General features: G+C 68.0%; 23 protein-coding genes. 6 read left to right on the forward strand and 17 right to left on the reverse strand.

The window, feature by feature from the left end; translation table 11 throughout:
- Nucleotides 1–153 precede the first annotated feature (153 nt).
- Entirely contained in the window at nt 154–1,170 is a 1,017-nt protein-coding gene (locus H4W31_RS39760) for an aldo/keto reductase (RefSeq protein ID WP_192771295.1), read from the forward strand.
- On the opposite strand, the gene H4W31_RS39765 is transcribed toward H4W31_RS39760, so the two are convergent.
- The 5 genes from H4W31_RS39765 to H4W31_RS39785 form a co-directional block, all read right to left on the reverse strand.
- On the reverse strand, nt 1,115–1,624 hold the full coding sequence (locus H4W31_RS39765; protein ID WP_318783661.1) for a RidA family protein: 510 nt from the start codon (nt 1,622–1,624) through the stop codon (nt 1,115–1,117). The genes H4W31_RS39760 and H4W31_RS39765 overlap by 56 nt on opposite strands.
- 39 nt (nt 1,625–1,663) lie before the next feature.
- Complete coding sequence (locus H4W31_RS39770) at nt 1,664–2,395, reverse strand: hypothetical protein (protein ID WP_192771297.1); 732 nt, start codon at nt 2,393–2,395, stop codon at nt 1,664–1,666.
- A complete protein-coding gene (locus H4W31_RS39775) occupies nt 2,392–3,492 on the reverse strand; it encodes a hypothetical protein (protein WP_192771298.1) in 1,101 nt (366 codons plus the stop codon). Before H4W31_RS39775 ends, H4W31_RS39770 begins: the two co-directional genes overlap by 4 nt.
- Nucleotides 3,493–3,513: 21 nt before the next feature.
- The gene (locus tag H4W31_RS39780; protein WP_192771299.1) at nt 3,514–4,011 is read right to left on the reverse strand and encodes a hypothetical protein; all 498 of its coding nucleotides are present in this window, start codon (nt 4,009–4,011) and stop codon (nt 3,514–3,516) included.
- A 127-nt stretch (nt 4,012–4,138) separates the two neighbouring features.
- Nucleotides 4,139–4,456 (reverse strand): hypothetical protein, encoded by a 318-nt coding sequence (locus H4W31_RS39785; protein ID WP_192771300.1) that lies wholly within the window; start codon nt 4,454–4,456, stop codon nt 4,139–4,141.
- A gap of 204 nt (nt 4,457–4,660) precedes the next feature.
- On the opposite strand from H4W31_RS39785, the gene H4W31_RS39790 reads away from it, so the two are divergent.
- The 4 genes from H4W31_RS39790 (at nt 4,661) to pglX (ending at nt 6,849) form a co-directional block, all read left to right on the forward strand.
- Nucleotides 4,661–4,954, forward strand: a complete 294-nt coding sequence (locus H4W31_RS39790; RefSeq protein WP_192771301.1) for a hypothetical protein — start codon at nt 4,661–4,663, stop codon at nt 4,952–4,954.
- 88 nt (nt 4,955–5,042) lie between these two features.
- Nucleotides 5,043–5,183, forward strand: coding sequence for a hypothetical protein (locus tag H4W31_RS39795; RefSeq protein WP_192771302.1), 141 nt, complete (start codon nt 5,043–5,045; stop codon nt 5,181–5,183).
- 21 nt (nt 5,184–5,204) lie between these two features.
- Entirely contained in the window at nt 5,205–5,579 is a 375-nt protein-coding gene (locus tag H4W31_RS43525) for a hypothetical protein (RefSeq protein ID WP_225945922.1), read from the forward strand.
- Nucleotides 5,580–5,628: 49 nt separating this feature from the next.
- A complete protein-coding gene (gene pglX / locus H4W31_RS39800) occupies nt 5,629–6,849 on the forward strand; it encodes a BREX-2 system adenine-specific DNA-methyltransferase PglX (RefSeq protein WP_225947707.1) in 1,221 nt (406 codons plus the stop codon).
- Nucleotides 6,850–6,926: 77 nt separating this feature from the next.
- Here the strand turns inward: pglX and H4W31_RS39805 are convergent, their stop codons facing one another.
- From H4W31_RS39805 to H4W31_RS39835, 7 genes are all read right to left on the reverse strand, one after another.
- The gene (locus tag H4W31_RS39805; RefSeq protein WP_192771303.1) at nt 6,927–7,919 is read right to left on the reverse strand and encodes a hypothetical protein; all 993 of its coding nucleotides are present in this window, start codon (nt 7,917–7,919) and stop codon (nt 6,927–6,929) included.
- 4 nt (nt 7,920–7,923) lie between these two features.
- Nucleotides 7,924–8,247 (reverse strand): hypothetical protein, encoded by a 324-nt coding sequence (locus H4W31_RS39810; RefSeq protein WP_192771304.1) that lies wholly within the window; start codon nt 8,245–8,247, stop codon nt 7,924–7,926.
- 666 nt (nt 8,248–8,913) lie between these two features.
- A complete protein-coding gene (locus tag H4W31_RS39815) occupies nt 8,914–9,975 on the reverse strand; it encodes a hypothetical protein (protein ID WP_192771305.1) in 1,062 nt (353 codons plus the stop codon).
- A gap of 44 nt (nt 9,976–10,019) precedes the next feature.
- Nucleotides 10,020–10,670 (reverse strand): hypothetical protein, encoded by a 651-nt coding sequence (locus H4W31_RS39820; protein WP_192771306.1) that lies wholly within the window; start codon nt 10,668–10,670, stop codon nt 10,020–10,022.
- A gap of 43 nt (nt 10,671–10,713) precedes the next feature.
- Nucleotides 10,714–11,157, reverse strand: coding sequence for a hypothetical protein (locus tag H4W31_RS39825; protein WP_192771307.1), 444 nt, complete (start codon nt 11,155–11,157; stop codon nt 10,714–10,716).
- A 367-nt stretch (nt 11,158–11,524) separates the two neighbouring features.
- Nucleotides 11,525–11,737, reverse strand: coding sequence for a DUF397 domain-containing protein (locus H4W31_RS39830; RefSeq protein WP_192771308.1), 213 nt, complete (start codon nt 11,735–11,737; stop codon nt 11,525–11,527).
- Nucleotides 11,738–11,756: 19 nt separating this feature from the next.
- Nucleotides 11,757–12,611: a helix-turn-helix domain-containing protein gene (locus H4W31_RS39835; protein WP_192771309.1), complete on the reverse strand. Its 855-nt coding sequence runs from the start codon at nt 12,609–12,611 to the stop codon at nt 11,757–11,759.
- A gap of 177 nt (nt 12,612–12,788) precedes the next feature.
- On the opposite strand from H4W31_RS39835, the gene H4W31_RS39840 reads away from it, so the two are divergent.
- Entirely contained in the window at nt 12,789–13,406 is a 618-nt protein-coding gene (locus H4W31_RS39840) for a hypothetical protein (protein WP_192771310.1), read from the forward strand.
- Between the two features lie 362 nt (nt 13,407–13,768).
- On the opposite strand, the gene H4W31_RS39845 is transcribed toward H4W31_RS39840, so the two are convergent.
- The 5 genes from H4W31_RS39845 to H4W31_RS39865 all read right to left on the reverse strand — a co-directional run bounded on the left by H4W31_RS39845 (nt 13,769) and on the right by H4W31_RS39865 (nt 23,413).
- Nucleotides 13,769–16,087 carry a low temperature requirement protein A gene (locus H4W31_RS39845; protein ID WP_192771311.1) on the reverse strand — a complete coding sequence of 773 codons (2,319 nt, stop codon included), beginning with the start codon at nt 16,085–16,087 and terminating at the stop codon, nt 13,769–13,771.
- A 101-nt stretch (nt 16,088–16,188) separates the two neighbouring features.
- Nucleotides 16,189–17,529, reverse strand: coding sequence for an alkaline phosphatase family protein (locus tag H4W31_RS39850; protein WP_192771312.1), 1,341 nt, complete (start codon nt 17,527–17,529; stop codon nt 16,189–16,191).
- 22 nt (nt 17,530–17,551) lie between these two features.
- Nucleotides 17,552–18,301, reverse strand: coding sequence for a methyltransferase domain-containing protein (locus H4W31_RS39855; RefSeq protein WP_192771313.1), 750 nt, complete (start codon nt 18,299–18,301; stop codon nt 17,552–17,554).
- Between the two features lie 141 nt (nt 18,302–18,442).
- On the reverse strand, nt 18,443–21,805 hold the full coding sequence (locus H4W31_RS39860) for an error-prone DNA polymerase (protein WP_192771314.1): 3,363 nt from the start codon (nt 21,803–21,805) through the stop codon (nt 18,443–18,445).
- Nucleotides 21,806–21,838: 33 nt separating this feature from the next.
- Complete coding sequence (locus H4W31_RS39865; RefSeq protein ID WP_192771315.1) at nt 21,839–23,413, reverse strand: DNA polymerase Y family protein; 1,575 nt, start codon at nt 23,411–23,413, stop codon at nt 21,839–21,841.
- Between the last annotated feature and the right edge of the window lie 6 nt (nt 23,414–23,419).

Below are 23,419 nucleotides of genomic sequence, written 5' to 3' on the forward strand. Positions count from 1 at the left end.
ACCCCGCCCGGCGCACCCCGGCCTTCCGGCGCGGCCTTCCCGCCCCCGGTCGGCTGGGACGGAAAATTTAGTTGACCTTGCGGTGTCCTCGATGCCTAGCATTGACGGTTTCGCGTCAGCATCGGCTGAGCGTTGGCGACGGGGAGGAATCCGATGAAGACGGTGCCACTCGGCCAAACCGGCGAACAGGTCAGCCAGTTCGCGCTCGGCTGCATGTTGATGGGCACGCTGGCCGACGACGAGTCGTCGTACGCGATGCTCGACCGCTACCTCGACGCCGGTGGCACGTTCCTGGACACCGCGAACTGCTACGCCTGGTGGCCCGGTCCGCCGTTCCGGGGCGGGGAGAGCGAGAGCCTGCTCGGCCGCTGGCTGCACCGGACCGGCCGGCGGGACGAGGTCTTCCTGGCCACCAAGGGCAGCGCGTGGATCCGGGACGTGGACGCCGTCCGGGACAACCCGCACGACCCGGCGGCGGCCAGCCGGCAATATGAGGGGGCCGGGGCACAGACCCTCCGCCAGGCGCTCGACGACAGCCTGCGCCGGCTCGGCACCGACCACGTCGACCTCTACTACGTGCACGTCGACGACCGGAACACGCCGCTGGAGGAGACCCTGGAGGCGCTGGCCGGCCTGGTCGCGGCCGGCAAGACCCGGTACGTCGGCTGGTCGAACATCCGGACCTGGCGGCTGGAACGGATCCGCCAGCTCGCCGACCGGTACGGCTGGCCGGCGCCGGTCGCCCTGCAACAGCAGCACTCGTACCTGCGCCCCCGCCCAGGGGCGGACACCCGGTCCATCGTGGATGACGAGCAGCTCGACTACCTGCGGGCGAACGACGATCTGACCCTGGTCGCGTACTCGCCGATCCTGAAGGGCAGCTACGACGACCTGACGAAGCGGCGCGACCACCACGTGATGGCGTCGTACCGGGGAGCGGACGCCGATGCCCGGTTCGCTGTCGTGGCCGAGATCGCCGCCGAGTTCGGGGTGACCGGCAACCAGCTCGTACTGGCCTGGCTGCTGCACCAGCGCGACCCGGAGTTCGTCACCCTGATCGGCCCCCGCACCCCCGAGCAGTACGCGTCGGCGCTGCCCGCCCTCGACATCGCCCTCACCGATGAGCACCTTGCCCGGCTGGCGGCGGCGGGCGAGGGCACCGACGGTTAGCGGCGGACGGCCGACGAATGGTGCACCTGGCCGGGGTGGCCTCGACGCGGGCGGCAGCGTCACCTCGGCCGATCGGTGTGCGGAGCCGGCCCTGATGATTCAGTTGGACGGCGAAGGCGTCTACCTGTACGCGGAAGCTGGGACCGACGAGCCCGGCGACGAACAGGATGGTCAGCGTCGGTTTGTGGCGGACGAGCCAACGGGCGAGTTCAGCTCGCAGCCGATCCATGTCGATATCGCCGACAAGGTAGATGGTCAGCTTGACTACATCCTTGACCTGCAGGCCGGCGGCGAACAGGTTCCAACGGACGTTGTCAAGCGCGATCACCAGTTGTTCGATCGAGTCGTCCGGCACATGTCCACCAGGTCGGATCCCGAACTGGCCGGAGAGCACCAACCAGCGCGGCGAGCTAACCTCGGCCTGGTGGTGGAAACCGGCGATCGGCGGGTGCACCCGCTCCGGCGAGGGATTGTGAAATCTCGTCATGACGAATCAGCTTGGTCCCGTCCGGGAGAGGTGGGACACCGCCTCCTGAGTGAACGCTTCCGCGAAGTTACGGAGGAAGGCGAGAACCTGATCGATTTCCGGAGTTGCTGCCCGGTTATCAATGCGTGTGGTGACGCGCAGGTTGCCGTGGCGTAGCTCGTAAAGAACCTCCACCCCGGCGGCGTCAAGGTCTTCGATGCGAGGATACTGCTGCGGTTCGATCGGGACTACCGTCTGGAAATAGACCCCTTCGTCCCACCAGCCACTGACATCCTGTATCGACACCTCCGGCTTGGATTCCGCGAACTTCCGCAGTGAGATCACCTCTGCCTTGTGAGCATCCTCGGCATCCTCGTGGTTCGGGTACGTCCGCAGGCTGACGGTGCCGGCCGGATCAAACTCCCCGACCTCGGTACGGAATCGTCCACTGTCGTCGTGGGCCCTGATTTCGCAGCTTAGGGAAACGTTGCTACCCCGAGGATCGAAATGTACTTTCGGGTCGTACGAGGAGCGGAGTTTCAGGCCTGAGCGTGTAGCGACCTCCGCCATCCTCATCCGATCGCACATGTCCGGGGTCGCCTGCCCGTACGTGACACGTGGCTCGGGGGTCTCGGTCGGCTCTGGGCTGGAGTCGCATCCGCCGATGGCAAGGGCGGCAGCTGCGGCGAGCACTGCCCAGGGCCGGATGATCGGGTAACGCTCTCGACGGTGTACCTGCATGCCGACAACTCCGCTCATCGGGCCCGCGGTAGATGGAAGTCGCTGCTGTTGGTGCCGTGGAGCAGCAGGGGCTGTCGAGGCACCAGCCGCCCGTCCCCTCCATCCGGTGTGTCCCGAATGGATTCCATCCGAGAGAGTACGCCCGTAACTTGTTCATCAAGCTCCCGGTATTGCTTGTCCGAGTTCTCAGCGACAACTTTGATGGCCTCGCTCAGCGCAAGGAGCAACTCCTCCGCAGTGCCTCCGGTCAGGGCATGTTCCTTCATGGGATTAGCGGTTGCGGCGCTCGCCCCTGCGCTGCCCAGGTCGAGGCTGTTGGCCCAGAGATCCCGGCCTTTTGCCATGGGCACGAACGCGCTGACGATGATCAGCGCATGCTTGGTGGACTGCTCCTGCTGCTGCGCCGCCGCCTGCTGGGAGCGTCCGCGCAACTGCTCCAGGAGCGCGTCGCAGGTGGCGTGCAGCACGTTCATCAGGCTCTGCTGGGTGAGGTCGACGGTCGTGTGTGCGGCCTCCAGACCGGCGACGAGCGCAGCGAGCATCCGGTGGTGGCTTGCCAGGGTCCGTTCGAAGGGGTTGTAGAAGTTGGTCGCGAAGTCCTCGGCCGCCTCTCCGGACCAGTTGCCGAGGGTGTGCCGCAGCTTTCCGAAGTCGTGGGACACGAAGTCTTCCAACCGCGCCAGTGCGTCCCGCACCGGTTGGATGATGTCGTTGGAATAGACGGACCCGGTGGGGTGAGCTAGTGGCTTGACCATCGACTTGATCGAGTCCATGTTGTCCGACGCCCAGCCTGGTGCCTTCGCCTTGTACTCCTCGACCTGCTTCTGAATCTCTTCCTCTATCGAATCCTGCCAGATCAGGCGGGGCGGGAACGGCGGCGGCACGCGCCAGGTACGGCTGAACGAGACCGTCCCGGTGAACTCCACGCTGAACCAGGAACCGGAAGCAAACCCGGCAGCGGCAATCTCGGCGAGTACTTCAAACGAGCTGGACTCGATATCGTCCATGTACGCGAACACCTGGTCGATGTAGTGCAGCTCGGCCAGGTAGGTGCCGATTTCGTTGAGGTACTGGTGCATCTGGCGATAGTCGAAGCGGATCGAGTTGTCGACCATGACGTCTCCCGTCTGGCCAGGTCAGTCAACGATGTTGCGGGGAATGCGGGGATCCGCCAGGGGTGGATCCCCGGGGGCCGGGGGGTCGGTCGGGGCGAGGGCGGGGCGCTGGTAGTCCGACGCGTTGTTGCCAAGGAGCCGAGTGAACTCACTGGCCGCAGCCTCGTCCGTGGCCGCGTACCGGTCGGCGATGGTAACCAGCGCAGTGCCGACCTCCGACATCCGCAGCGAGGTCAGCCGCAACACGTCCTGCACCTCGGCACGCAACTCCAGCAGACGCTGCTGAGCCGGGCCAATCCCCCGCCCAGGCAGAGTGAACTGCCCTTCCATCGCCCCGGCCGTCTGGTGCACCAGCACCGTCACGTCCGCGTAGGTCCTGGCGATCCGGGGCAGCTCGTTACGACCGGCCCGGTAGAGGTAGTAGAGGTGTGCGCCGAGTTCTCTGCCCGAGCCGACATCGCCGACGCTGCTGTCAGCGCCGCGATACTCCGGCCGCCATCCCGGCTCGGTTGTCACCATGATCCCGTTACCCCCGATTACAGGTGAAATTACCTCGGAGGTTATAGCACGAAGCGCGACTGCCCCGTCACCCCACGGTCAAAAACCTGTGGATAACCTCAATGCTCGTACCACCCCGACCCTCCGATCAGGATCCGTCTTCCTCGGCGGCGTCCCAGGTGAGTTCCTCGTCGCCGATCTCCTGGAGGAATTCCTGTTTCAGGCCGGCCAGCGTCGCGGTGCGTTCGCGGATGAAGCTGTCGCGGTCGTCGGCGAGCAGCCGGGCCAGCGCGACCGGCGGGATGCCGTGGCTGACCGCCACCGACCGGAGCCGGTCCGGCCGCAGGACGAGCAGGGCGTGGCGGGCCGAGATGCCGGGTGGGGTGGGTAGGACGATCCGGTTGGCGATACTGGACGCGTCCCGTACTCCGGTTATCGAGCCGAGGGCCATCCGGGCCAGCGACATGGGCCACACCTCAACCGGGTGACCGGACGGCTGCGTACTGCCACCGATCCGGACGACGGACGGCCACGATGGCACCGGGTGAGCCGGCCTGATCGATGTCAGTTCACGCCCTGCGAGGTGACCTGGTTCCGTGCCGGCCGTCGGTAGCGTCAGCCCTGTTCAACGACGGGGGCTTCCGATCACGATTAGCAGGAAGCGGTGGCCATGGGACTGTTCAACCGCGTGCCAGCGGACCTGAAGTACTTCGAGGACAAGGTGCAGTCGCTCGCCGGACAGATGGGCGGTCTCCGGTTCGGGGCATCACCGCCGGGGCTCGTGCAGGAACTCGCCGCCGAGGTTCGGCAGGAGGCGGTCCGGCTGCGGGTTCGACTAACCGCCGAGGGTCGTCAGGGCGACCTGAAAACCCTCCGAAAGGCGATCCTCAGCAACGGCAGGTTCCTGGACAACGGCACCTACAACCACGTGTTCTATCCGTTTGTCGAGTCGATCTTTCCGTAGCGTTTCCTAGATCTACACAGCCGGTAGGGTTGGACGATTCGGTGCGGCGCAGCACGAGGGCAGACGGACTGTGATCGATCGTCGGGCGTTGCTGAAGGACCTACAGGGCCAGGTCAGGGCGTTGGAGAAGGACCTGGTCGAGCAGATCGGCGAATCCGGAGAGCACTACGCAAAACTACGACCCGAGTACGACCAGGCGTTCACTTTGAAGTGTACGGCGGCGACCTGACCGGCGTGGCGGGACGAGCGGGTGACCCAGTCGGCGGTGGCCTGGGTGCTGGGTTCGGTCTTCGTCCGGTTCTGCGAGGACAACGGGCTGTTCGGCGGCGTCTGCTACCGGGCCGGGCCAGAGAAGGACCGGGCAGTGCTGGCCGAGGAGTCGCAGGACGACTACTTCCGCCAGCATCGGGGGAAGACCGACCGGGACTGGCTGCTGGCGTCGTTCGAGCACATCGGAGGGACGCAGGCCGGGCGGCTGCTGTTCGACCCCGAGCACAACCCGGCGTACCGGATTCGTGGAGTTGGCGCGGGAACTGGATGCGGCGGCGCGGCGCTTGACGGCGGTGAGCCCTGCGGCGGTCGCGGTGGAGGCCGTGCCGACGCGGGGGCGGTTGTCCGGTGCTGAGGCTGAGTGGGAGTCGACCCGAGGGCGGATGATCGCGCTCTAGGAGGAGCTGGACTGGCAGGTCTACCACCAGTACGAGTTGCTGCCGGACGAGCTGACAGCGCCGGCCGAGTCTGTGCCGGAGTTGCAGCTCGGTGAGCGTGCCTTCGAGATCGTGCTTGCCCGCAAGATGGCGGCGGGTAAGGCCGAGACGCAGTGGTTCGCCCGACACGGGTCGAGGCCGATCACCGAGCTGCCGGAGCACTGGGCGCCGGAGTATCGGGCGGTGGTGGAGAAGCGGATTGCGATCATCGAGCAGAACCGCTACCTGGCGCTGATCGAGCGGCCGGAGTGCAAGCGGCGGTGGGCCACCGAGGGCTGGGACCGGATGCTCGACAAGGCGCTCCGGGACTGGCTGCTGGACCGCTGCGAGGCACGCGAGCTGTGGTACGCCCCGGACGAGAACGGCGTCCCGCAGCCCCGTCCGCTGTCGGTCGCGCAGCTCGCCGACGAGCTGCATCGGGATCCGGACTACCTGGCCGTGGCGGACCTCTACGACTCGGGCAAGGAGCTGTCGGCCCTGCTCGTGGAACTGATCGAGCCCGAGCACGTGCCCTACCTGGCGGCGTTGCGTTACAGCGCAGATGGGATGGAGAAGCGTGCCCGCTGGGAGAACGTCAGGGACCTACAACGGCAGGAGGACGCGGCGCCCGACGAGCCGGCCAAGCGGAAGATCCGGGACCAGATCCCGGTACCGGAGAAGTACAAGCCGGCCGACTTCCGTAAGAACAGCTACTGGAGCGGCCGAGGCAAGCTCGACGTGCCCAAGGAGCGGTTCATCTCGTACCCCCAGGCGGGCCGGGACAACGATCCGTCGCTGCTGATCGGCTGGGCTGGTTGGGACCATCGCGAGCAGGCACAGGCGTTGGCCGTACTCATCGTGCTGCGCGACGAGCAGGCGGGCTGGTCGGCAGAGAAGCTGACGCCCCTGCTGGCCGGGCTGCGGGAAGTGATGCCCTGGGTAAAGCAGTGGCACGGCGAGTTCGACTCGGAGATTGGTGACTTTCCCGACACCATTTATAAACGGCTTCCTCGCCGACCGGCTCAACATCCACGGCCTTACGGAGAGCGATCTAGCGGCGTGGTGCCCTCCCTCCACAGCACGAGGTCGACGACGAGCCTGATCGCCCGTTCGAAAGACTGCAATGGACCTGACAACCGAAAAGCTACTTCGGCTACGGCCTGTCCCGGCGGGAACGGTCAGACATCTCGGCCCAGAATCATCCTCTGAACAGCAGCTCCCGCCGCCGCCCAATTCCATCAGCTACCTGACGGGTCGTATCCGCTGTTCGTGGCAAATCAGTAGGTTCAAACGGCATCTTTAATCTGTAGGACGACTGGCCCTGCTGCGGTGGGAGCAATCCAAGCCTCGTAGTTGAGATTTCGCAGTTCGGTCTTCTTGGCGTCGAGCCACGTATAGCGCACGACTAATTCATACGTGCCCTTCACGCGGTATATGCCGAACTTCGTATCGAATGTAGCGCGAGCCGTCAGCAACGGGTCGCCTGTCAAAGACCATTTAAGCTTTTCGGCGCCCGACGGCGGATGCCATTCAGGACAACCGGCCGGCATAGCCAAGTCGGCATCACGCACGCAACGGGTGAATGCGTCTCTCAGTGTCGCCGACATCGGTTCCCAAGCCACCCTGGGATCTTGTTTCGCAACCTCGGGATCACCTATGGCTGACTGCTCTTTAATCCCCTGGACGTCGAGCTTTCCTTCGACCCACTCCACCTTGGCCCAGTACGTCGTTGGCGTCACGACGCGGCGCGGCTTCTTGGAGACGGTGTAGTCCGCCGATACCACGACGGTCCCGAGCAGGTCAAAGCGGCTTTCCGCCTGGTTGTAGTGGATGACCGGAGATTCAATAGGATTGCCGAAAAAAGCCCAATGGACCTTAGAGACGTCTGATGCCTCAACAATGGATTGCGGGCAGTTGGCCGGAGTTGCAGATGCTGACTTTGCGCATTTGTCGAGCCAGTCACTTACAGTCGCGACCACGGACTCCTGCTTCACTTCAGCCGGCCAGGGATCTGATGTCGCCGGGAACGGCTCGTCGCCCCCGAAGACGAAAAAGCCCAAGACGGCAAGGACCCCAACTACGCCCAGTCCACCGCCGCCTGCGGCTGCCGCCGTACCAGCGCCCGAACCTGATTCCGACGACTCTTCGCCATCCTCTTGATCAGCGGGATTAGGAGGCGGACCGTAATACTTCTTCGTCGTCCTGTAGTCATGATGGACGTAGTCGCGCGCGGGCTGGACCACGTCTCCATCGTTGGTGCGGCCGGTCTGATTGACCACTTAGTCACCGACCGTCCGAGCCGGGCTGGCTCTGAACGATGTAGTCACGTCCGACTTGGATGACGTCTCCGTAGGATGTGTATCCATTTTGGTTCATAGCTGGACCGCCACCGGCCGAGGCACCCCTGCCGTTCACTCCATCCTGATCTCGCGATTCGGAGACGCGTGACGAGCGCCGAAGTGTCAGATACGTACCGGCGGCTGCCACCGGCAGTGCGATGATGTTTGCCCATGCTGCGGCGCCGTCGAGGCTTCCACTGAAGATCATGATCACCGAGGAGGTGATGATCAAGACGAGCGCAGAGGCAGTCCAGAGTCGCTTGGGCACGTCGTCCATGATGAGCGATAGATGCAACTCGGGAAAGCTTCGAGTGCGGGTGTCGTTGATTTGTCACATACGAGCAATGAACTGAAACTCATTTGGATACCGCCTCCGACCTGGTCACGAACAGAGTCGGCGCCGCAAACCACGAGACGCGGGCAGGCATTCCAACTATTCGGACAAGTCGTGTCAAGTGTCATGAGTGCGCCTTTACCTGCCGAGTTGAGCACAATCGCACACCCGGGTGAGAGCGCTGCAGAACATCGCCGCCGTCTCTCAACGCATCCCCGTTGAGCGGATATGCCCGCCCCTGACACGGGCCACTTCCCTTCAGAACCTGTCGACGCGGACTGCCCTCATCATCGTCGACATGCCCGTGGCCGGACCTGTGGCCGGACTGGCCATCTTTTTCGTCGTCCTTCAAAGCTCTGAGTCGGAGCATCGGGCGGGACACGATCAGGGCGGCGGACGACGCCGTCCTCCCCCGTCGGTAAACAGCCGACGCGCATTACATGTAGCGCGGTGCGGTCACTCTCAGCTCACCCGCATTCCGTTATAGGGCCAATGGCGTCACGATTGCGCACAGGTCGCAAGATCCGCCGCAGAACGGCGCGGTTATGCGTTCGGCGCACTGACCTGACGATGAGAGTAAAACTGGATCTTGTTGACGACTTACCCAGTCGGCGGCTGTTTTACCAGGATAACTGTTGTCGGGTCGATGCCCTGACCCGTCGCGAGGTATGGCAATTCGTGCTCCCCGCCTGCCAGCTCGATGGCTGCCTTGCCCGCGAGGTGGGCGGAGTTGACTGACTGGCCGTTAGCAACCGAAGAGTAGAGGGCGGCGGCGTAGTTAAGGGCGTCGCCGTCGTCGATGCTGTCTGTCATACCGATCGCCAGGGGTGCGAAGCGGTCGACGAGCGCGTCGGCCGTGCCGGAGGACTTGCAGGCGTTAAACACGATCAGGGTCGGCGGAGAGTCGGTGGCTTGGCAGGCTGAGGCGAAGGCGCTCGCAGTCACCACGACACCGGAGTGGAAGTCATCCACGTCTTCCTCGAAGGAGATCAGTTGCTCATCGCCGTGTCCGGAGAAGTGGACGACATGGGGGCGGAATTTGGCGATGCCGTCCTGTAAGTCCTGCGTCGTGGCCGAAAGTCGCACGTCAATCTCAACTTGATCACGGTGCAGCGCAGCTTCGACTGCTCGGCGGATTCTGGTGTGTTCGCGCGTGACGCGGAGATCTCCCTCGGAGGACGCGCCCAACATGAGGATACGGAGTCTTTCGGCTCTCGGCGCGCTGAGTGCACGCAACGCCTGCTCTGACATGGCGATTCGCTCCTGCGAAGATGCGACCTGCTGGGCGAGCTGGCGTTGCTGGACCTGTGCTGCCCGCTGGGCGATAGTCTGCTGACGGGCGGCCCGTTGACGTTCAGCTGTCTCCGCGTTCGCGATCCTGGTTTGTAGCTTCGCCGCATCGGAGCCGTAACCAGCAGCTTTCGCCTCCAGTGCGGATGCGTCTCGGCCGTACTTGTTGGCAGCCTCCACGGCCCGGACGGCTTCGCGTCTTTTGCGTTGAGCTTGCGACGGGCTGCGAGTACGGCCAGCCGCTTGATCGGCTTTGGCTGCGTCGACGCGCTTGCGCGCCTCCTTGGTCCGCAGGTCGGCGGCCCTGCGCGCGCTGTCCGACTGCGCCTTCTGCTTGCGCTCCAACTCTCGCCGATCCTGCTGGATACTCACGAGTCTCCTATCGGGGCGGTTGATGATGATGTTGGCCGCCGCCGTTACTGGCCTTCCCATGCGCGGGTTGCCGGACCGGTAAACTCCAGATCATTTGTCCGAGTTAGGAACGACGCTCGGGCTTCGGTGGAGAGCTGCGTATTCAGGTCGAATTGAAGCAGCCTGCGCCATCTGTCTTTCTGCCACCACCGACGCGGAGCCGACCGAACCTCGACGGTGACAACGTAGGGACCGCCTGCGAGCGTCGTGGGTGGATCATCCCACTGAAACTCCACGAACTTCTCCGCCATCCCTCGCCCATCCACTGCGAACGGCGCGTTGTATGTCCGTAAGTCGGAGTAGACGTGGGATCGACAAGCGATCCACGGCATGATCTTTGGCAGAGCGACAGAATCGGCCGTCGGCTCGGCGACATCCCGGCGCCTGGCCACCGGTAAGTCGACCCGCAACCGGAGCCCAACCACCGCCAGCGGCGCCGGTGCCGGATTATGGATCACCAGGGGCAGCACTATCATTATCTTGTTTGGCCCAAAGGCGGCTGCATAGACCTGTGGCGAATAGCTGCGTAGCCGACCACGGCGAACTTGGATCCACCAGAACGAACCGATCGTGAATAAGAGGGCGCAGATGGACGCCACCAGGGCTGGAGTAATCCAGGCGTCTGAGGCGCCAATGACTGGCTTGGCGAGCGGCATGGGCGCACGTTACCGCAGAGAAGCCCTCAGCTGCACCATCGGATCAGGCCGAAGCTATCCAATACTGCACCGCCACAGCAATGTCACCGAGGTTGCTACCGTCCTCCTGGTCGACGAACCGCCATAGCGGCCATCCGCAGCCGTGAAGTTCGGCCCAACCGCGTACTGCCGGCGCTGGTAGCTCGTTCTCGACGATCGTTCCGACGTCGCCCGCGACCGTCCCGCAGCCGAAACGGACCGGCACGCCACCGATGCTGCGCCACCTGATCAGAAAGCGTTGGTTGGCACAACCGTTCATGGTGGCCAGATAGGGATCGTCCGGGTCGTCGGGTGATAGAGATTGCCACTCCCCGCAGAACACCCGCAGGTGCGCTTCCCACTCCCGACGGAGACGCCAGCTCCGCAGAACAGTGGGAAAGTCTGGGCCCTGCTCTGCGTGGATCGAGTTGCCTGTGTTGGCGCCGTTCCACAGGAGCGTATCGTCCACGTTCGAACAGTAGCGCATCACGAAGCATCTCCACTACGACGCAGCCCGGCCTGGCTCACGGTGACCGTCGTCCACAAACGCCGCAACCCAACTGTAGGCAGACTTTTGTAAGTGATCATGGCTCGCGAGGTCGCTTTCGGCGGGAGTATCCGCTCATGCGCGCGATCAGTGCGCCCGTTGGGTGCGGTGACCGAGCATAGCCGGATGAGTAGATCAGTTCGGGCCACCCGCCACTGTGCTCGGACCTGTACGTCGATGCCCAGCCCGTGAACGAACCGGGGGCGGGAAAATGTGCCCACTCGGCCCCGACGTCAGGCCTCCGAACGAGCCCATCGGGATGCTGCGGTGTCGTCTCGGGCCCTGTCGGTCAGTGCGCGCTGAGCCCGGGGTCTTGATCCAGAGCGTTGGTGAAGCTGGCCCAGGCGTACGGGGTGAACCGCAACACTGGCCCTGTCACGTCCTTCGAATCCCGCACCCCGACCGCCTCAGCCAGCCCGGCGACCTCAACGCAGTTGGAGCCGTTCGGGCTGCTGCGACTGCTCTTGCGCCAGACGGCAGGCTCCAGGTCGGGGGCGGTCATCGATCGTCTCCTTGCAGGGCTACTTGGGGTAGTCATCCATCACCCGAGCCAGGAACTCACCCGAGTGGTCGGGATCGAGCGCCTTCGCCCGCAGGTGGTCGAACATGAGTCTATACCGGGCGACCTGCGGCTCCTTGTCCAACAGCAGGGTGCTCGTATCGTTCTCGATGTAGACAAGAGTTGGGTCGAGCAGCTCGTCGTCATAGCCCAGGACCGTGAACGGTCCGCTCATGGCAGCGTGCGCCCCGGCACTGAACGGCAGCACCTGCAACACGACCGACGGGTTCGCGCACGCCTCGATCAGGCGGGCAACCTGTGCACGCATCACACTGGGTCCGCCGACCATGCGTCGCACCACCGCCTCGTCCAGCACGACCCAGAGCTTCGGCGGTACATCTCGGGAGAGTAATGCCTTCCGCGCCAGGCGGGCGGCGACGATGCGGTCACTCTCGTCTTCATCAGCCGTTGCTCGGCCGGCCTGGATGGACGCCCGGATGTACTCCTCTGTTTGCAACAGGCCCGGAACGAGAAGGCTCTCGTAGGAGCTGATCGACGAAGCCTCGGCCTCGAAACCCACGTAGGCGTCGGGCAGCACGTCACCGTACGCGTTCCACCAGCCCTTCTGACGTGCCTGCCGAGCCAGAGCGGCGAGCGATTCCTGTTCCTCATCGGTGGCCTTGTAGAGGGTCACCAGGTCCCGGACGTCGTCCTGCGTCACGCGGGAGTGACCCTGCTCGATCCGGATGACCTTGGTGCGATGCCAGCCAAGGTCGGTGGCCACGTCCTCGGCGATCAAACCAGCGCGGTCACGAAGCCGTCGCAGCTCGCGTCTGAGGCGGCGAGCCCTGATGGTCGGGCTGGGGATTTGCGCCACTACCTCACTCCCTTCCAGAAATCCTCGTCGATCGTTGCTCCATCGCGCTCCTGAGTCAACTATCTCTCTCCATTAGAAGACTTTCACCGTGCATGCGACGTTGCAAAGTCGACTCCAGTCATCCATGCTCTCTGTAGTGACCCACTCACTCCTGATGATCAACGCCTGGAGGCTCACGTGGCACCGAACAACTCGCCGGACTGGGACCGGCTGCGTCGCGAGTGGACGCCGCCCGAGCCGCCCCAGTCCGTACCAACCACCCACAGTGCACAGCCCGAGCCGTACGCCGATCTCTTTGCCGCGCTCGACCGGGCCGACGTCTCCGAGTCCGTCCGCGCGGCCCTGGCGCACGCCCTCAACCCACCCCCACCCGCCGGGCTACCGGACGAGCCCGACGACTCCCCGAGGCAACCTCGCCCGCGCCACGACAGCGCCCCCAACCTGCGCCTCCGCTCCATCGGTCACACCACCGAGCCCCGCCGCCGCTACACCCTGCACGTGACCTTCCCGGCGCACGATCTGCTCGCCGCCCGCAGCAAGGCCGCCGTCTACACCGAGGCGCTGCTCCTGCTCCGGCCCGAGCTGACCACCGACCCGGCACTGCTCTCCCGGGCCGACCAGTGGAACCACAACGAGCCGGTCACCTGCGGCCGGGCCGGACCCGACGGCGAGGTCTGTGTCCGGGCCGCCGACCATCCCGGCTGCCACTGGGACAGCGTCCTCGGCGGCTCGTGCTGGATCACCGAGAAGCCCACCGGTCCGGCCAGCTACTGCGACCGGACGGCGGACCGGTGACCCGGGCCACCCGGGGCGGCCGGCTGCCGTCGTACCCCAGAGTTTGTCCCTGCCGGCACTGCGGCCTCGTCGTGCTGCGCGACAACGACGGCAACTGGATCCACGCCAGCCTTTCCTACACCTGCCGCGACCGCTGGGGCGGCGTGGCCGGCACCACCGCCGAACCGGCCCTACCTGGTCCCGGACAAACCCCCGGAACCAGGTAGGTGTTCCGGACCCGAGTCCGGGTCACTGGCCTGGGCTGACGGCTCCGATACGCGGCTCGCCCTCGCCACCTTGGCCACCCGGCTGGCCGACCTGCCCGCCGCGCTCGATGTGCTGCGCGAGCCCAGCCGATTCGTCATCGTCTGACGGCAATCCGGTCACGTCGAGACGGCTGCCGGGGGGTCCACCTTGGCGCTCCGATAGCTGAGGACGAGGCAGAGCAGCACGACGTTGAGGGCACCCGCCACGACGAGCAGCGGTGCCGCGAGCAGGCCGGGTGTGATGGCGGCTATGACGCACAGCGCGACGGGTCCGCGCCATGGTCGGCGGGCCTCGAACATCACCACCCCGTACACGGTCCGGGCAATGATGTGCAGGACGACCCCCGCGATGATCACCATGATCCAGGCCACCCGGGTCTCGCCGAGCGGCCGGCGGATGAGCATTTCGGCACCGACCGCCGTGACGACCGCTGCGGCGACCATGAGCCCGTGGCAGTACGAGGCGGCGACGGCAATACGCGGGGCGGTCGTATTGACCACGGTGCCGAGATCGCGCCCACGCGGTAGGAAATAGCTCCACAGCATCAGGACCGCGTTGGCGAAGGCGATGGTGAAGGCCAGCGTCCGGATGGAGTCGAAGCCCGTACCGCTGTAGGTCAGCCCGCTCACCAGGACCAGTTCGCCCAGGGCGATGATGTAGACCTGCCGGTACCGCTCCGCGATGTGCTCGCCGATCACCCGCAGATGTGCCTGCGGTCGGGTCAGTCTCGGCACCGGCCAGCCGAACCAGGCACTCGCGCCGTCGACGGCCACCGCCACCGCCCAGAGCGCCAACTGCGGCAGCGGAGGCAGCAGGGCTCCCACCACCCAGAGCACGGCGGAGATGCTGAACCAGATGAGCACCCGCGCCGACCGTGCCTGGAGCGGATGGCCCCGCAGGACGGGGACGATCGCCAGACCACGGCCGAGGTGGATCGCGGCGTAGGCGCAGGCGAAGAGGAGCCCGTGCTCGCCGAAGGCGTTCGGTACGGCGGCCGCCATCAGCAACCCGGCGAACATGATGCCGATGATGAGGCGTTGCAGGTAGGGCTCTTCCGGGTTGAACCAGTCCGTCGACCAGGCCGTCGCCACCCACACCCACCAGACCGCGCAGAACAGCACCAGTGTCTCCGCGAGGTTCACCAGACCGTAGTCGTTCAACACGCGTTGGGACAGCCGCGACAACGCGAAGATCATGGCCAGGTCGAAGAAGAGCTCGTGAAAGGAGATCTCCCGAGGACGTTCACGCTTGCGGAGCAGCCCTTCCAGCCTGCTTCCGGAAGCGGCTCTCCGGGGGCCGAGCCGGATGTACCGGTAGCTGAGCACGACAGCGAGCAGCACCAGGTTGGCGACGACCGCCACGGCGAGGGGTGGCAACATCAGCAGGCCGGGTGAAATCCCCGCGATGACCAGCATTCCGACCGGCGCCCGCCAGGCGGGACGGTGGAATATGATCCACGCGTAGATCGCCCTCCCGGCGAGGAAGAGGAAAGGCCCGGCGAGGATGCCGGCCGACCACACGGCCCGGGTCTCGCCGAGCGGATGGGCAATCAGGATCTGATCACCCATCGCCGTGACGACGATTCCGGCGAGCCCGACCACCTGGATGTGCGCGGTGCGTAATGCCCTACGAGGTTGCTGGTCGATCGTGTTCGCGAGATCGAGGCCGCGCGGCAGGAACCAGCTCCACAACAGCAGCACCGCGTTCGCGAACGCGATGGCGAAGGCAAGCAACCGGACGATGTCGAGTCGTGTTGTGCTCAAACTGATGCCGCTGTCCAGGATCAGCACGCCCAGACTGATGATGAAGATCTGCCGGTAACGCTCCGCGATATGGTCGCCGACCAACCGCAGGTGTTCCACACCCGCCTCGCGGAGCCCGGGTACCGGCCGGCCGAGCGCGATACTCACCTGTTCCAGGAGCACGGCCACCGACCAGCACACCAGTCGCGGGGTGGCGGGCAGGAACGCTCCCACCAGCCACGGGACCGCGGTCACGCCGAACCAGACCGCAGTTCGCACCATCTGCTCCTGGAGCGGATGACCACGCAGCATCCAGATGTTCGCCAGCTGCCGACCGAGGTTTATCGCTACGTACACGCCGGCGAATACGAAGCCATGTTTACCGAAGGCATTGGGCACCGCAGCGGCGACCAGCAGCACCGCGAACATGCTCACAACGGTGAGCGCACGCACGTACGGCTCGTCCGGGTTGAACCAGTCCGTCAGATGCGCCGCCGCTACCCACAACGACCAGATCGCCGCCAGCAGAATCAGCGTCTGTACGGTGTCTTCCCAGCCGAAATTATGAAGGAAACGCCCCGAGAGCTGTGTGAGCGCGAAGATGATTACCAGGTCGAAGAACAGCTCGAGAAAGGAGATCTCACGCGGACGCCCGGGCTTCCGTAAAAGCCGTTCCAATCTGGTGTCCGCCACAGCTCACCGCTTCGTCGGTCCTCTCACCGAGTATTCGTATCATGGCGGCTGAGCCCAGGGGCCATTACGCGCCACAGGCGGTACGGGTGGCCGAGGCGGAGCTAACTGCGCGGCGAGGGTACGACCAGCAGCGGGATGGTCATCTCGGTCGCGGTGCACGAACCGTGGTACGCGACCAGGGTCGCCTCGATCGGATGGTGCGTCTTCGAGGCGAGGACCACGGCCTCGCCCAGGCAGGCGACCACCACGTCCCCGATCCGCTCCAGGTGTGCCTCGGGCACCGGGCCGAACCAGCCGGCCGCGACCGCCTCGGCCCGGGTGGCGATCCACGCCTGCTCGCCCAGCACCTCGGACCAGGCGGCCACCACGTCGGCGGTCGCGCCCGCAACGGTGTGCAGGTAGCGGACCCGGGCCTCCCCCGCCACCACCCGTACCCCGGCCCGCAGGCGCGGGTCGGCGTCGAGGTCGTACCGCCCGTCCGCCGGGACGTTGAGCTGGCCGTGGTCGGCGGTGACCAGCAACGCGGCGTCCGGCGGCAGCCCGTCGACCAGCCGGGCCACCAGCCGGTCCACCTCGCCGACGGCGTCCTGCCAGTCGGCCGAGCCGATGCCGCTGCGGTGCCCGCGCCGATCCACCTCGGGGTGGTAGCCGTAGACCAGGGTCGGACCCTCCCCGGCGGTCAACGCGCCGAGCATCTCGCTGGCCAGCGCGGCCACGTCGGCGGCGCCCCGGTGTGCCCCGGCACCGCCGTACGCGGCGAGGCTGAGCCCGGTGCCGGCCAGTTCGGGCTTGCTCACCACGGTCACCGCGACCCCGGCCGCCTCGGCCCGCTGCAACTGGCTCGGCAGCGGCTGCCACCGACGTGGATCGGGGTCACCCATCGACTCGGCGGAGTGCACCGGTGGCGCGTCCCCGGCCGGGGCGCCGGGCCGTTCCCCGGCCGTCGACCTCGGCTGCTCCTCGGTGCCGGCGGGCGGCCAGGAGCCGCGCGGCCGGTTCCCACCGAGCGGCGAACCCGGCCCGCCGCCCGGAAAATCCGGACCGTCGTCGGCCGCCCCCGGCCAGTTGATGTGGGTGAGCACCCGGTCCGTCCCGGGCACGTTGATCCGGAAGCCGAGCACGCCGTGCGCGCCGGGCGCGGCTCCGGTGCCCAGGCTGACCAGACTGGTCGGGGTGGTCGACGGAAAACCGCAGGTCAACGGCCGCCCGTACCGGCCGGTCAGGTCGGTCAGGATCGGCGCGTACGGGGCCGCGGCGGGCAACTGGTACCAGCCGAGCCCGTCCACGAGCAGCACCGCGATCCGGCGTACCCCGGCCAGTTGGCCGGCCAGCCCCAACGGGTCGGACCGGTCGACGCCCAGCACCGCCAGTGCGCTCGGCAGTACGTCGGCCAGGCTGCCGCCGAAGTAGTTCGGCCGGACCACCTGGAGTGGATCAGTCATGGCCGCTCCCTGCCCCGTCCGGTCACGCCGGACGGCGGGCGAACAGGTGCAGCTGGGCGGCGATGTCCCGGTAGGGCGGCTGGGCCGAGGCGGCCAACTCCAGGTCGAGCAGGGCCGGCGGGTCCGCCTCGGCGGCCACCGCGGGGATCAGGTCGGCGAAGACGCGTACGCCGTGGGTCTGCTCGATCTCCAGCCCGGCGGAGCGGAGCAGCGCGGCGGCGCTGTCGGCGTCGTAGCGCCGCCGCAGGGTGTCCCGCGGTCCGGCGTGCCCGTCGGGCTCGGCGAGCAGCGCGGCGGCGACGTCGAGGTGACCGTTCATCACCCGGCTGAGCACGGCGGCGGCCCGGTTCGCCACCAGTACGCTGGCCGCGCCGCCGGGGCGCAGCGCGGTGCCGATCGCCCCGACCACCCCGGCCGGATCGTCGACCACCTCCAGTACGGCGTGACAGAGCACCAGGTCGGCGCTGGCCGGCTCGACCAGCCCGGCGAGGGCGTCACCGTCGCCCTGCACCGCACGTATCCGGTCGGCGACGCCGGATTCGGCGGCCCGCCGGGTCAGCGCGGCGAGCGCGTCGGGGCTGGCGTCCACGACCGTCACCCGGTGGCCCGCCTCGGCCAGCGGCACCGCGAACCCACCGGTCCCGCCGCCGACATCGAGCACGGTGAGCGTCCTGCCCGCCGTCTGGGCGAGTTCGCGCCGCAGTACGGCCCAGACCACGGCGGTACGCGGGCCGATCGCCGTGCCGCCCGGACGGCTCTGAGTTCGCTCCACCCGACGAGCCTAAGCCACCGGCATCACCCGCAGCGCCGGCAGTCGGCCGCCCGGTTAGGAAGCCGCCCGGTTAGGAAGGGGCCCTTCTTCTACCGAATGCGATAACAGGGGGCCCTTCCTTGCACCCTTCCTTGCACCCCCTCAGCGGAAGTCGCGGGAGGCGGGGGTGACGGGTGGGGTGATCGCGTCGAGCCGGTCGGCGATCAGGTTGATCACGCCGTCGTGCTTCTCCAGGCGACCGCGCACGATCAGCGCCGTGCTGTTCCGGGCCACCTTGCGGTAGCGCTGCCACAGCCCGGGCGAGCAGGTGACGTTGAGCATGCCGGTCTCGTCCTCCAGGTTGATAAAGGTGACGCCGCCGGCGGTGGCCGGACGTTGCCGGTGGGTGACGATGCCGCCGACCCGGACCCGCTGGCCGGAGTCGAGCCGGGCCAGCCGGGCGATCGGTACCGCGTCGACCGCGTCGAGCTGGGCCCGGACGAACTGCGCCGGATGGCTCTCCGGGGAGAGGCCGGTGGCCCAGACGTCCGCGACCAGCCGGTCGACGGCGTCCATCCCGGGCAGGGTCGGCGCGTCCGCTCCGGCGATGGTGCCGGGCAGCCGGTCCGGCTTGTCCTGGGCCGCCGCGCCGGCCGCCCAGAGCGCGGCCCGCCGGGTCAGCCCGAAGCCGGCGAAGGCGTCCGCGGTGGCCAGCGCCTCCAGGTGCCCGGCGGTCAGCCCGGCCCGCCGGGCCAGATCCGCCATGTCCCGGTACGGCCCGTGCGCGGTCCGCTCCCGCTCGATCTTCTCCGCGAGGTCGTCGCCGAGGGTACGCACCCCGGACAGCCCGAGCCGCACCGCCGGACCGCCCAGCCCCCACCAGTGCGGCGGCTCGCCCGGTGCGCTGCCCCAGCGGGTTTCCCGGGTGGCTTCCAGGACCGCCTTGGCAGCACTGGCGTTGATGTCCGGCCGGCGTACCTCGACGCCGTGTCGGCGGGCGTCGTCGACCAGGGTCTGCGGCGAGTAGAAGCCCATCGGCTGGGCGTTGAGCAACGCGGCCAGGAACGGCGCCGGGTGGTAGCGCTTCAGCCAGGAGCTGGCGTAGACCAGGTACGCGAAACTCATCGAGTGGCTCTCCGGGAAGCCGAAGCTGGCGAAGGCGGAGAGCTTGAGATAGACGTCGTCAGCCAGCTCACCGGTGATCCCCCGCTCGGCCATCCCCGCGTACAGCCGGTCCCGGATCTCGGCCATCCGTTCGGCGGACCGCTTGGAACCCATCGCCCGGCGCAGTTGGTCGGCCCCGGCGGCGTCGAAGCCGGCCAGGTCGATCGCGAGCTGCATCAACTGTTCCTGGAACAGTGGCACCCCGAGGGTCTTCTCCAGCGCGTTGCGCATCAGCGGATGTGGGTAGCTGACCTCCTCCAGCCCGTTGCGCCGCCGGATGTACGGGTGCACCGAGCCGCCCTGGATCGGGCCGGGCCGGATCAGCGCCACCTCGACCACCAGGTCGTAGAACTCCCGGGGCTTGAGCCGGGGCAGCGTGGCCATCTGCGCCCGGCTCTCCACCTGGAACACCCCGACCGAGTCGGCCCGGCAGAGCATGTCGTACACCTCGGAGTCGTCCAGGGACATCGAACTCAGGTCGAGGGTCGACTCGATCATGTCGTACGCGTAGTGCAGCGCCGAGAGCATGCCGAGGCCGAGCAGGTCGAACTTGACCAGCCCGGCGCTGGCGCAGTCGTCCTTGTCCCACTGCAGGACGGTCCGGCCCGGCATCCGCCCCCACTCCACCGGGCACACCTCGATGACCGGCCGGTCGCAGATCACCATCCCGCCGGAGTGGATGCCGAGGTGCCGGGGGAACGTCTGCAACTCGTTGGCGTACGCGACGACGTGCTCGGGGATCCCCTCGACGTCGACCGCCGCCACGCTGCCCCACCGGTCGATCTGCTTGCTCCAGGCGTCCTGCTGGCCGGGCGAGAAGCCGAACGCCTTGGCGATGTCCCGCACCGCCGACCTCGGCCGGTACGAGATGACGTTGGCGACCTGGGCGGCGTGCTCCCGGCCGTACTTGGTGTAGACGTGCTGGATCACCTCCTCCCGGCGGTCGGACTCGATGTCGACGTCGATGTCCGGTGGACCGTCGCGCTCGGGGGCGAGGAAGCGCTCGAAGAGCAGGTTGTGCCGGACCGCGTCCACGTTGGTGATCCAGAGCGCGTAGCAGACCGCCGAGTTGGCCGCCGAGCCCCGCCCCTGGCAGTAGATGTCGTTGTCCCGGCAGAACGTGACGATGTCGTAGACCACCAGGAAGTAGCCGGGAAAGCCCAGCGCCTCGATCATCTTCAGCTCGTGTTCGAGCTGCCGGTACGCGTCCGGATGCGCGTCGGGCGGGCCGTACCGCTGTAGCGCGCCGTCCATGGTCAGCTTGCGCAGCCAGCTCATCTCGGTGTGGCCGGGCGGCACCGGGTAGTCCGGCAGGTGCGGCGCGACCAGGTTCAGGTCGAAGGCCAGTTCGGCACCGAACTCGGCAGCTCGGGCCACCGCACCGGGATAGGCGGCGAACCGGGCGGCCATCTCGGCTCCGCTGCGCAGGTGGGCGGTGCCCGCCGCCGGCAGCCAGCCGTCGATCTCGTCCAGGCTGCGCCGGGCCCGTACCGCCGCGAGCGCGGTGGCCAGGCGGCGGCGGGACGGGGTGGCGTAGTGCACGTTGTTGGTGGCGACGGTGGGCAGCCCGGCAGCGGCGGCGAGTTCGGCGAGCGCGTCGTTGCGGTCGCCGTCGGTCGGGTCGCCATGGTCGGTCAGCTCCACCGCCACGGTCTCGGCGCCGAACAGTACGGCCAGCCGGTCCAGTTCGCGGGCCGCCGCCTCGACCCCCTCGGTGAGCAGCGCGGCCGGCACCGGCCCCTTGCGACATCCGGTGAGCACCAGCACGTGGTCCCTCAGATCGGCGGCGACCTCCTCCAGTTCGCCGTAGACCGGGCGGCCCTTCTCCCCGCCGCGCAGTTGCGCACGGGCGATGGTGCGGGCCAGCCGGGCGTACCCCTCCGGGCCGTGGGCGAGTACCAGCAGGTGCCGGCCGAGCGGGTCCGGTTCGCCGTTCTGCGGTCCGGGCAGGCCCAACGACAGTTCGGCGCCGAAGATGGTGGGCAGCCGCAGTGTCCGGGCCGCCTCGGCGAACCGCACCACGCCGTAGAACCCGTCGTGGTCGGTCACCGCGAGCGCGGTCAGCCCCAGCCGGGCCGCCTCCTCGGCCAGTTCCTCGGGATGGCTGGCCCCGTCGAGAAAGCTGAAGTTGGTGTGCGCGTGCAGTTCCGCGTACGGCACCGCACCCTCGACCGGTGCCGCCGGCGGTTCCGGTGGGATGTAGCCGGGGCGCTTGCGGGTCCAGGCCGGGGAGTCTCCGCCGTCGGCGTCGACCGCGAGCGGGTCCACCACGCGCAGTCGCGGCTCAGCCGGACCGGCGGGCCGGCCGGAGAGCGTGCGTTCCAGCTCTGACCAGGGCATGTCGGGGTTATGGAAGCTCATCGGTGGCCTCCCCCGGCCCCGGATCGCCACCAACTAGTCATAGACGGCCTCCACCCACCACTGGCCGCCGGTCAGGAAGAGCAGCAGCGCCGTACCGTCGGCGAGGCACACCTGGAACCGGGCCCGCCGCCGGGCCTCGGCCGGAGCCCACCAGCGCTCGTCGACCGGCCACGGGCCGGACCAACTGACGATCTCCACCGCCCCCGCGCCACCGGCGTCCATCTCCAGCCGGGCCGGCGCGGCGCTGACCTCCAGCCGGGCGGTCACCCGGACCGGTTCCCCGGCGGCGTCGTGGACGACCGCCGGCAGCGGCACCGGCAGCACCAGGGCCGGGGCGGGCGACGGCAGCCGGCCCGGCCACGGCGGGACCAGCGGTCGGGCCGGCGTCCGCTCGTCACCCCAGGGCACCAGCCGGGCCTGTTCGGCCGGTGAGCGCCCACCGCCGAGCACCGCGGTCAGCACCGACTCGGGTCCGAGGATGCCCTGTACCCGGCTCAGTGCCCGGTGCGCCCGGTCCCGTTCCTCCCCCGTCTCGCCCCACAGCCCCGGCTGGAGGCCGACGTGGGCCAGCACCCCCTCGGGAACCAGCCGCAGCCGGATGATCCCGGCGGTCGGTCGGGTCGGGCCGGCGCGGCCCGAGCCGGGGCGGCGGCTGGTCCCGGTCAGCCAGCCGTCGAGCTGCCAGCGCACCCGGTCGGCGATCGCCGACGCGGTCAGCAGGCCGTCGTGCCGCCAGACCCGCCGCAGTTCCTGCCCGTGGGCGGTCACCGCCTCGATGCCCAACCGGGTGCAGGCCAGGGCGTGTCCGGCGAGCGTGTCGTGCAGCCGTTCGGCCAGCGTCCGGGCGGCGAACGCGGCGGCGTCGACCCGGTCGAGCGGGTCGTCGTCGTACGTCTCGGTCACCGCCAGGTCGGGCGGTGGGCGGCGGACCGCGAGCGGGCGGTGGTCACCGCCCGCGGCCAGCCGGTGGGCCAGCGTTCCGTCGAACCCGAACCGGGCCAGTACGTCCCCGGCCGGCAGCGCCGCGAAGTCGCCGAGGGTACGCAGGCCGAGCCGGCGCAGCAGATCGGTCAGCGGCGGCCGGCCCAGCGCCTCGACGGGCAGCCCGGCGAGGAACTCCGGGGTGCCGCCGGGCGGGACGATCCGCCCGGACCGGGCCGCCAACCCGGCGGCGAAGACCCCGTCGGCGATCCCGATCTGGCTCTCCACCTCGCAGGTCTCGGCGACCTGCTCGACGATCCGCTCGGCGGCCTGCTCCTCGCCGCCGAAGTACCGGGTCGGGCCGCGCGCGGCCACCGCACAGGCCCCCGCGCGGATCACCTCGACCCCGGCGACGACCTCCTCGACGGCGGCGACCACCGGCTCGAAGGCGCGTACGTCCCGACCGGGGTCGTGGTCCACGGTGGTCAACTGGGGGCATCGGCTCTGCGCCTCCCGCTTACGCAGCCCTCGGCGTACGCCCTCGGCGCGGGCGGACGCCGAACAGGCGACCACCCGGTTGGCGTGCAGCACCGCGACCGGGGTGGTGGCCGGCACCCCCTCGACGATGTCTGCCGCGATCACCGGCCAGTCGGGGCACCAGAGCAGCATGGTTCGCACCGGCGTCATACACAC

The sequence above is a fragment of the Plantactinospora soyae genome, from assembly GCF_014874095.1.
Lineage (GTDB): Bacteria > Actinomycetota > Actinomycetes > Mycobacteriales > Micromonosporaceae > Plantactinospora > Plantactinospora soyae.

Bases quoted from the DNA above. Each gene is read 5' to 3' on its own strand.
- H4W31_RS39775 (WP_192771298.1), bottom strand. From the start codon at position 3,492: ATGGTCGACAACTCGATCCGCTTCGACTATCGCCAGATGCACCAGTAC.
- H4W31_RS39830 (WP_192771308.1), bottom strand. From the start codon at position 11,737: ATGACCGCCCCCGACCTGGAGCCTGCCGTCTGGCGCAAGAGCAGTCGC.
- H4W31_RS39820 (WP_192771306.1), bottom strand. From the start codon at position 10,670: ATGCCGCTCGCCAAGCCAGTCATTGGCGCCTCAGACGCCTGGATTACT.
- H4W31_RS39770 (WP_192771297.1), bottom strand. From the start codon at position 2,395: ATGAGCGGAGTTGTCGGCATGCAGGTACACCGTCGAGAGCGTTACCCG.
- H4W31_RS39760 (WP_192771295.1), top strand. From the start codon at position 154: ATGAAGACGGTGCCACTCGGCCAAACCGGCGAACAGGTCAGCCAGTTC.
- H4W31_RS39865 (WP_192771315.1), bottom strand. From the start codon at position 23,413: ATGACGCCGGTGCGAACCATGCTGCTCTGGTGCCCCGACTGGCCGGTG.
- H4W31_RS39860 (WP_192771314.1), bottom strand. From the start codon at position 21,805: ATGAGCTTCCATAACCCCGACATGCCCTGGTCAGAGCTGGAACGCACG.
- H4W31_RS39850 (WP_192771312.1), bottom strand. From the start codon at position 17,529: ATGACTGATCCACTCCAGGTGGTCCGGCCGAACTACTTCGGCGGCAGC.
- H4W31_RS39790 (WP_192771301.1), top strand. From the start codon at position 4,661: ATGGGACTGTTCAACCGCGTGCCAGCGGACCTGAAGTACTTCGAGGAC.
- H4W31_RS39780 (WP_192771299.1), bottom strand. From the start codon at position 4,011: ATGGTGACAACCGAGCCGGGATGGCGGCCGGAGTATCGCGGCGCTGAC.
- H4W31_RS39785 (WP_192771300.1), bottom strand. From the start codon at position 4,456: ATGTCGCTGGCCCGGATGGCCCTCGGCTCGATAACCGGAGTACGGGAC.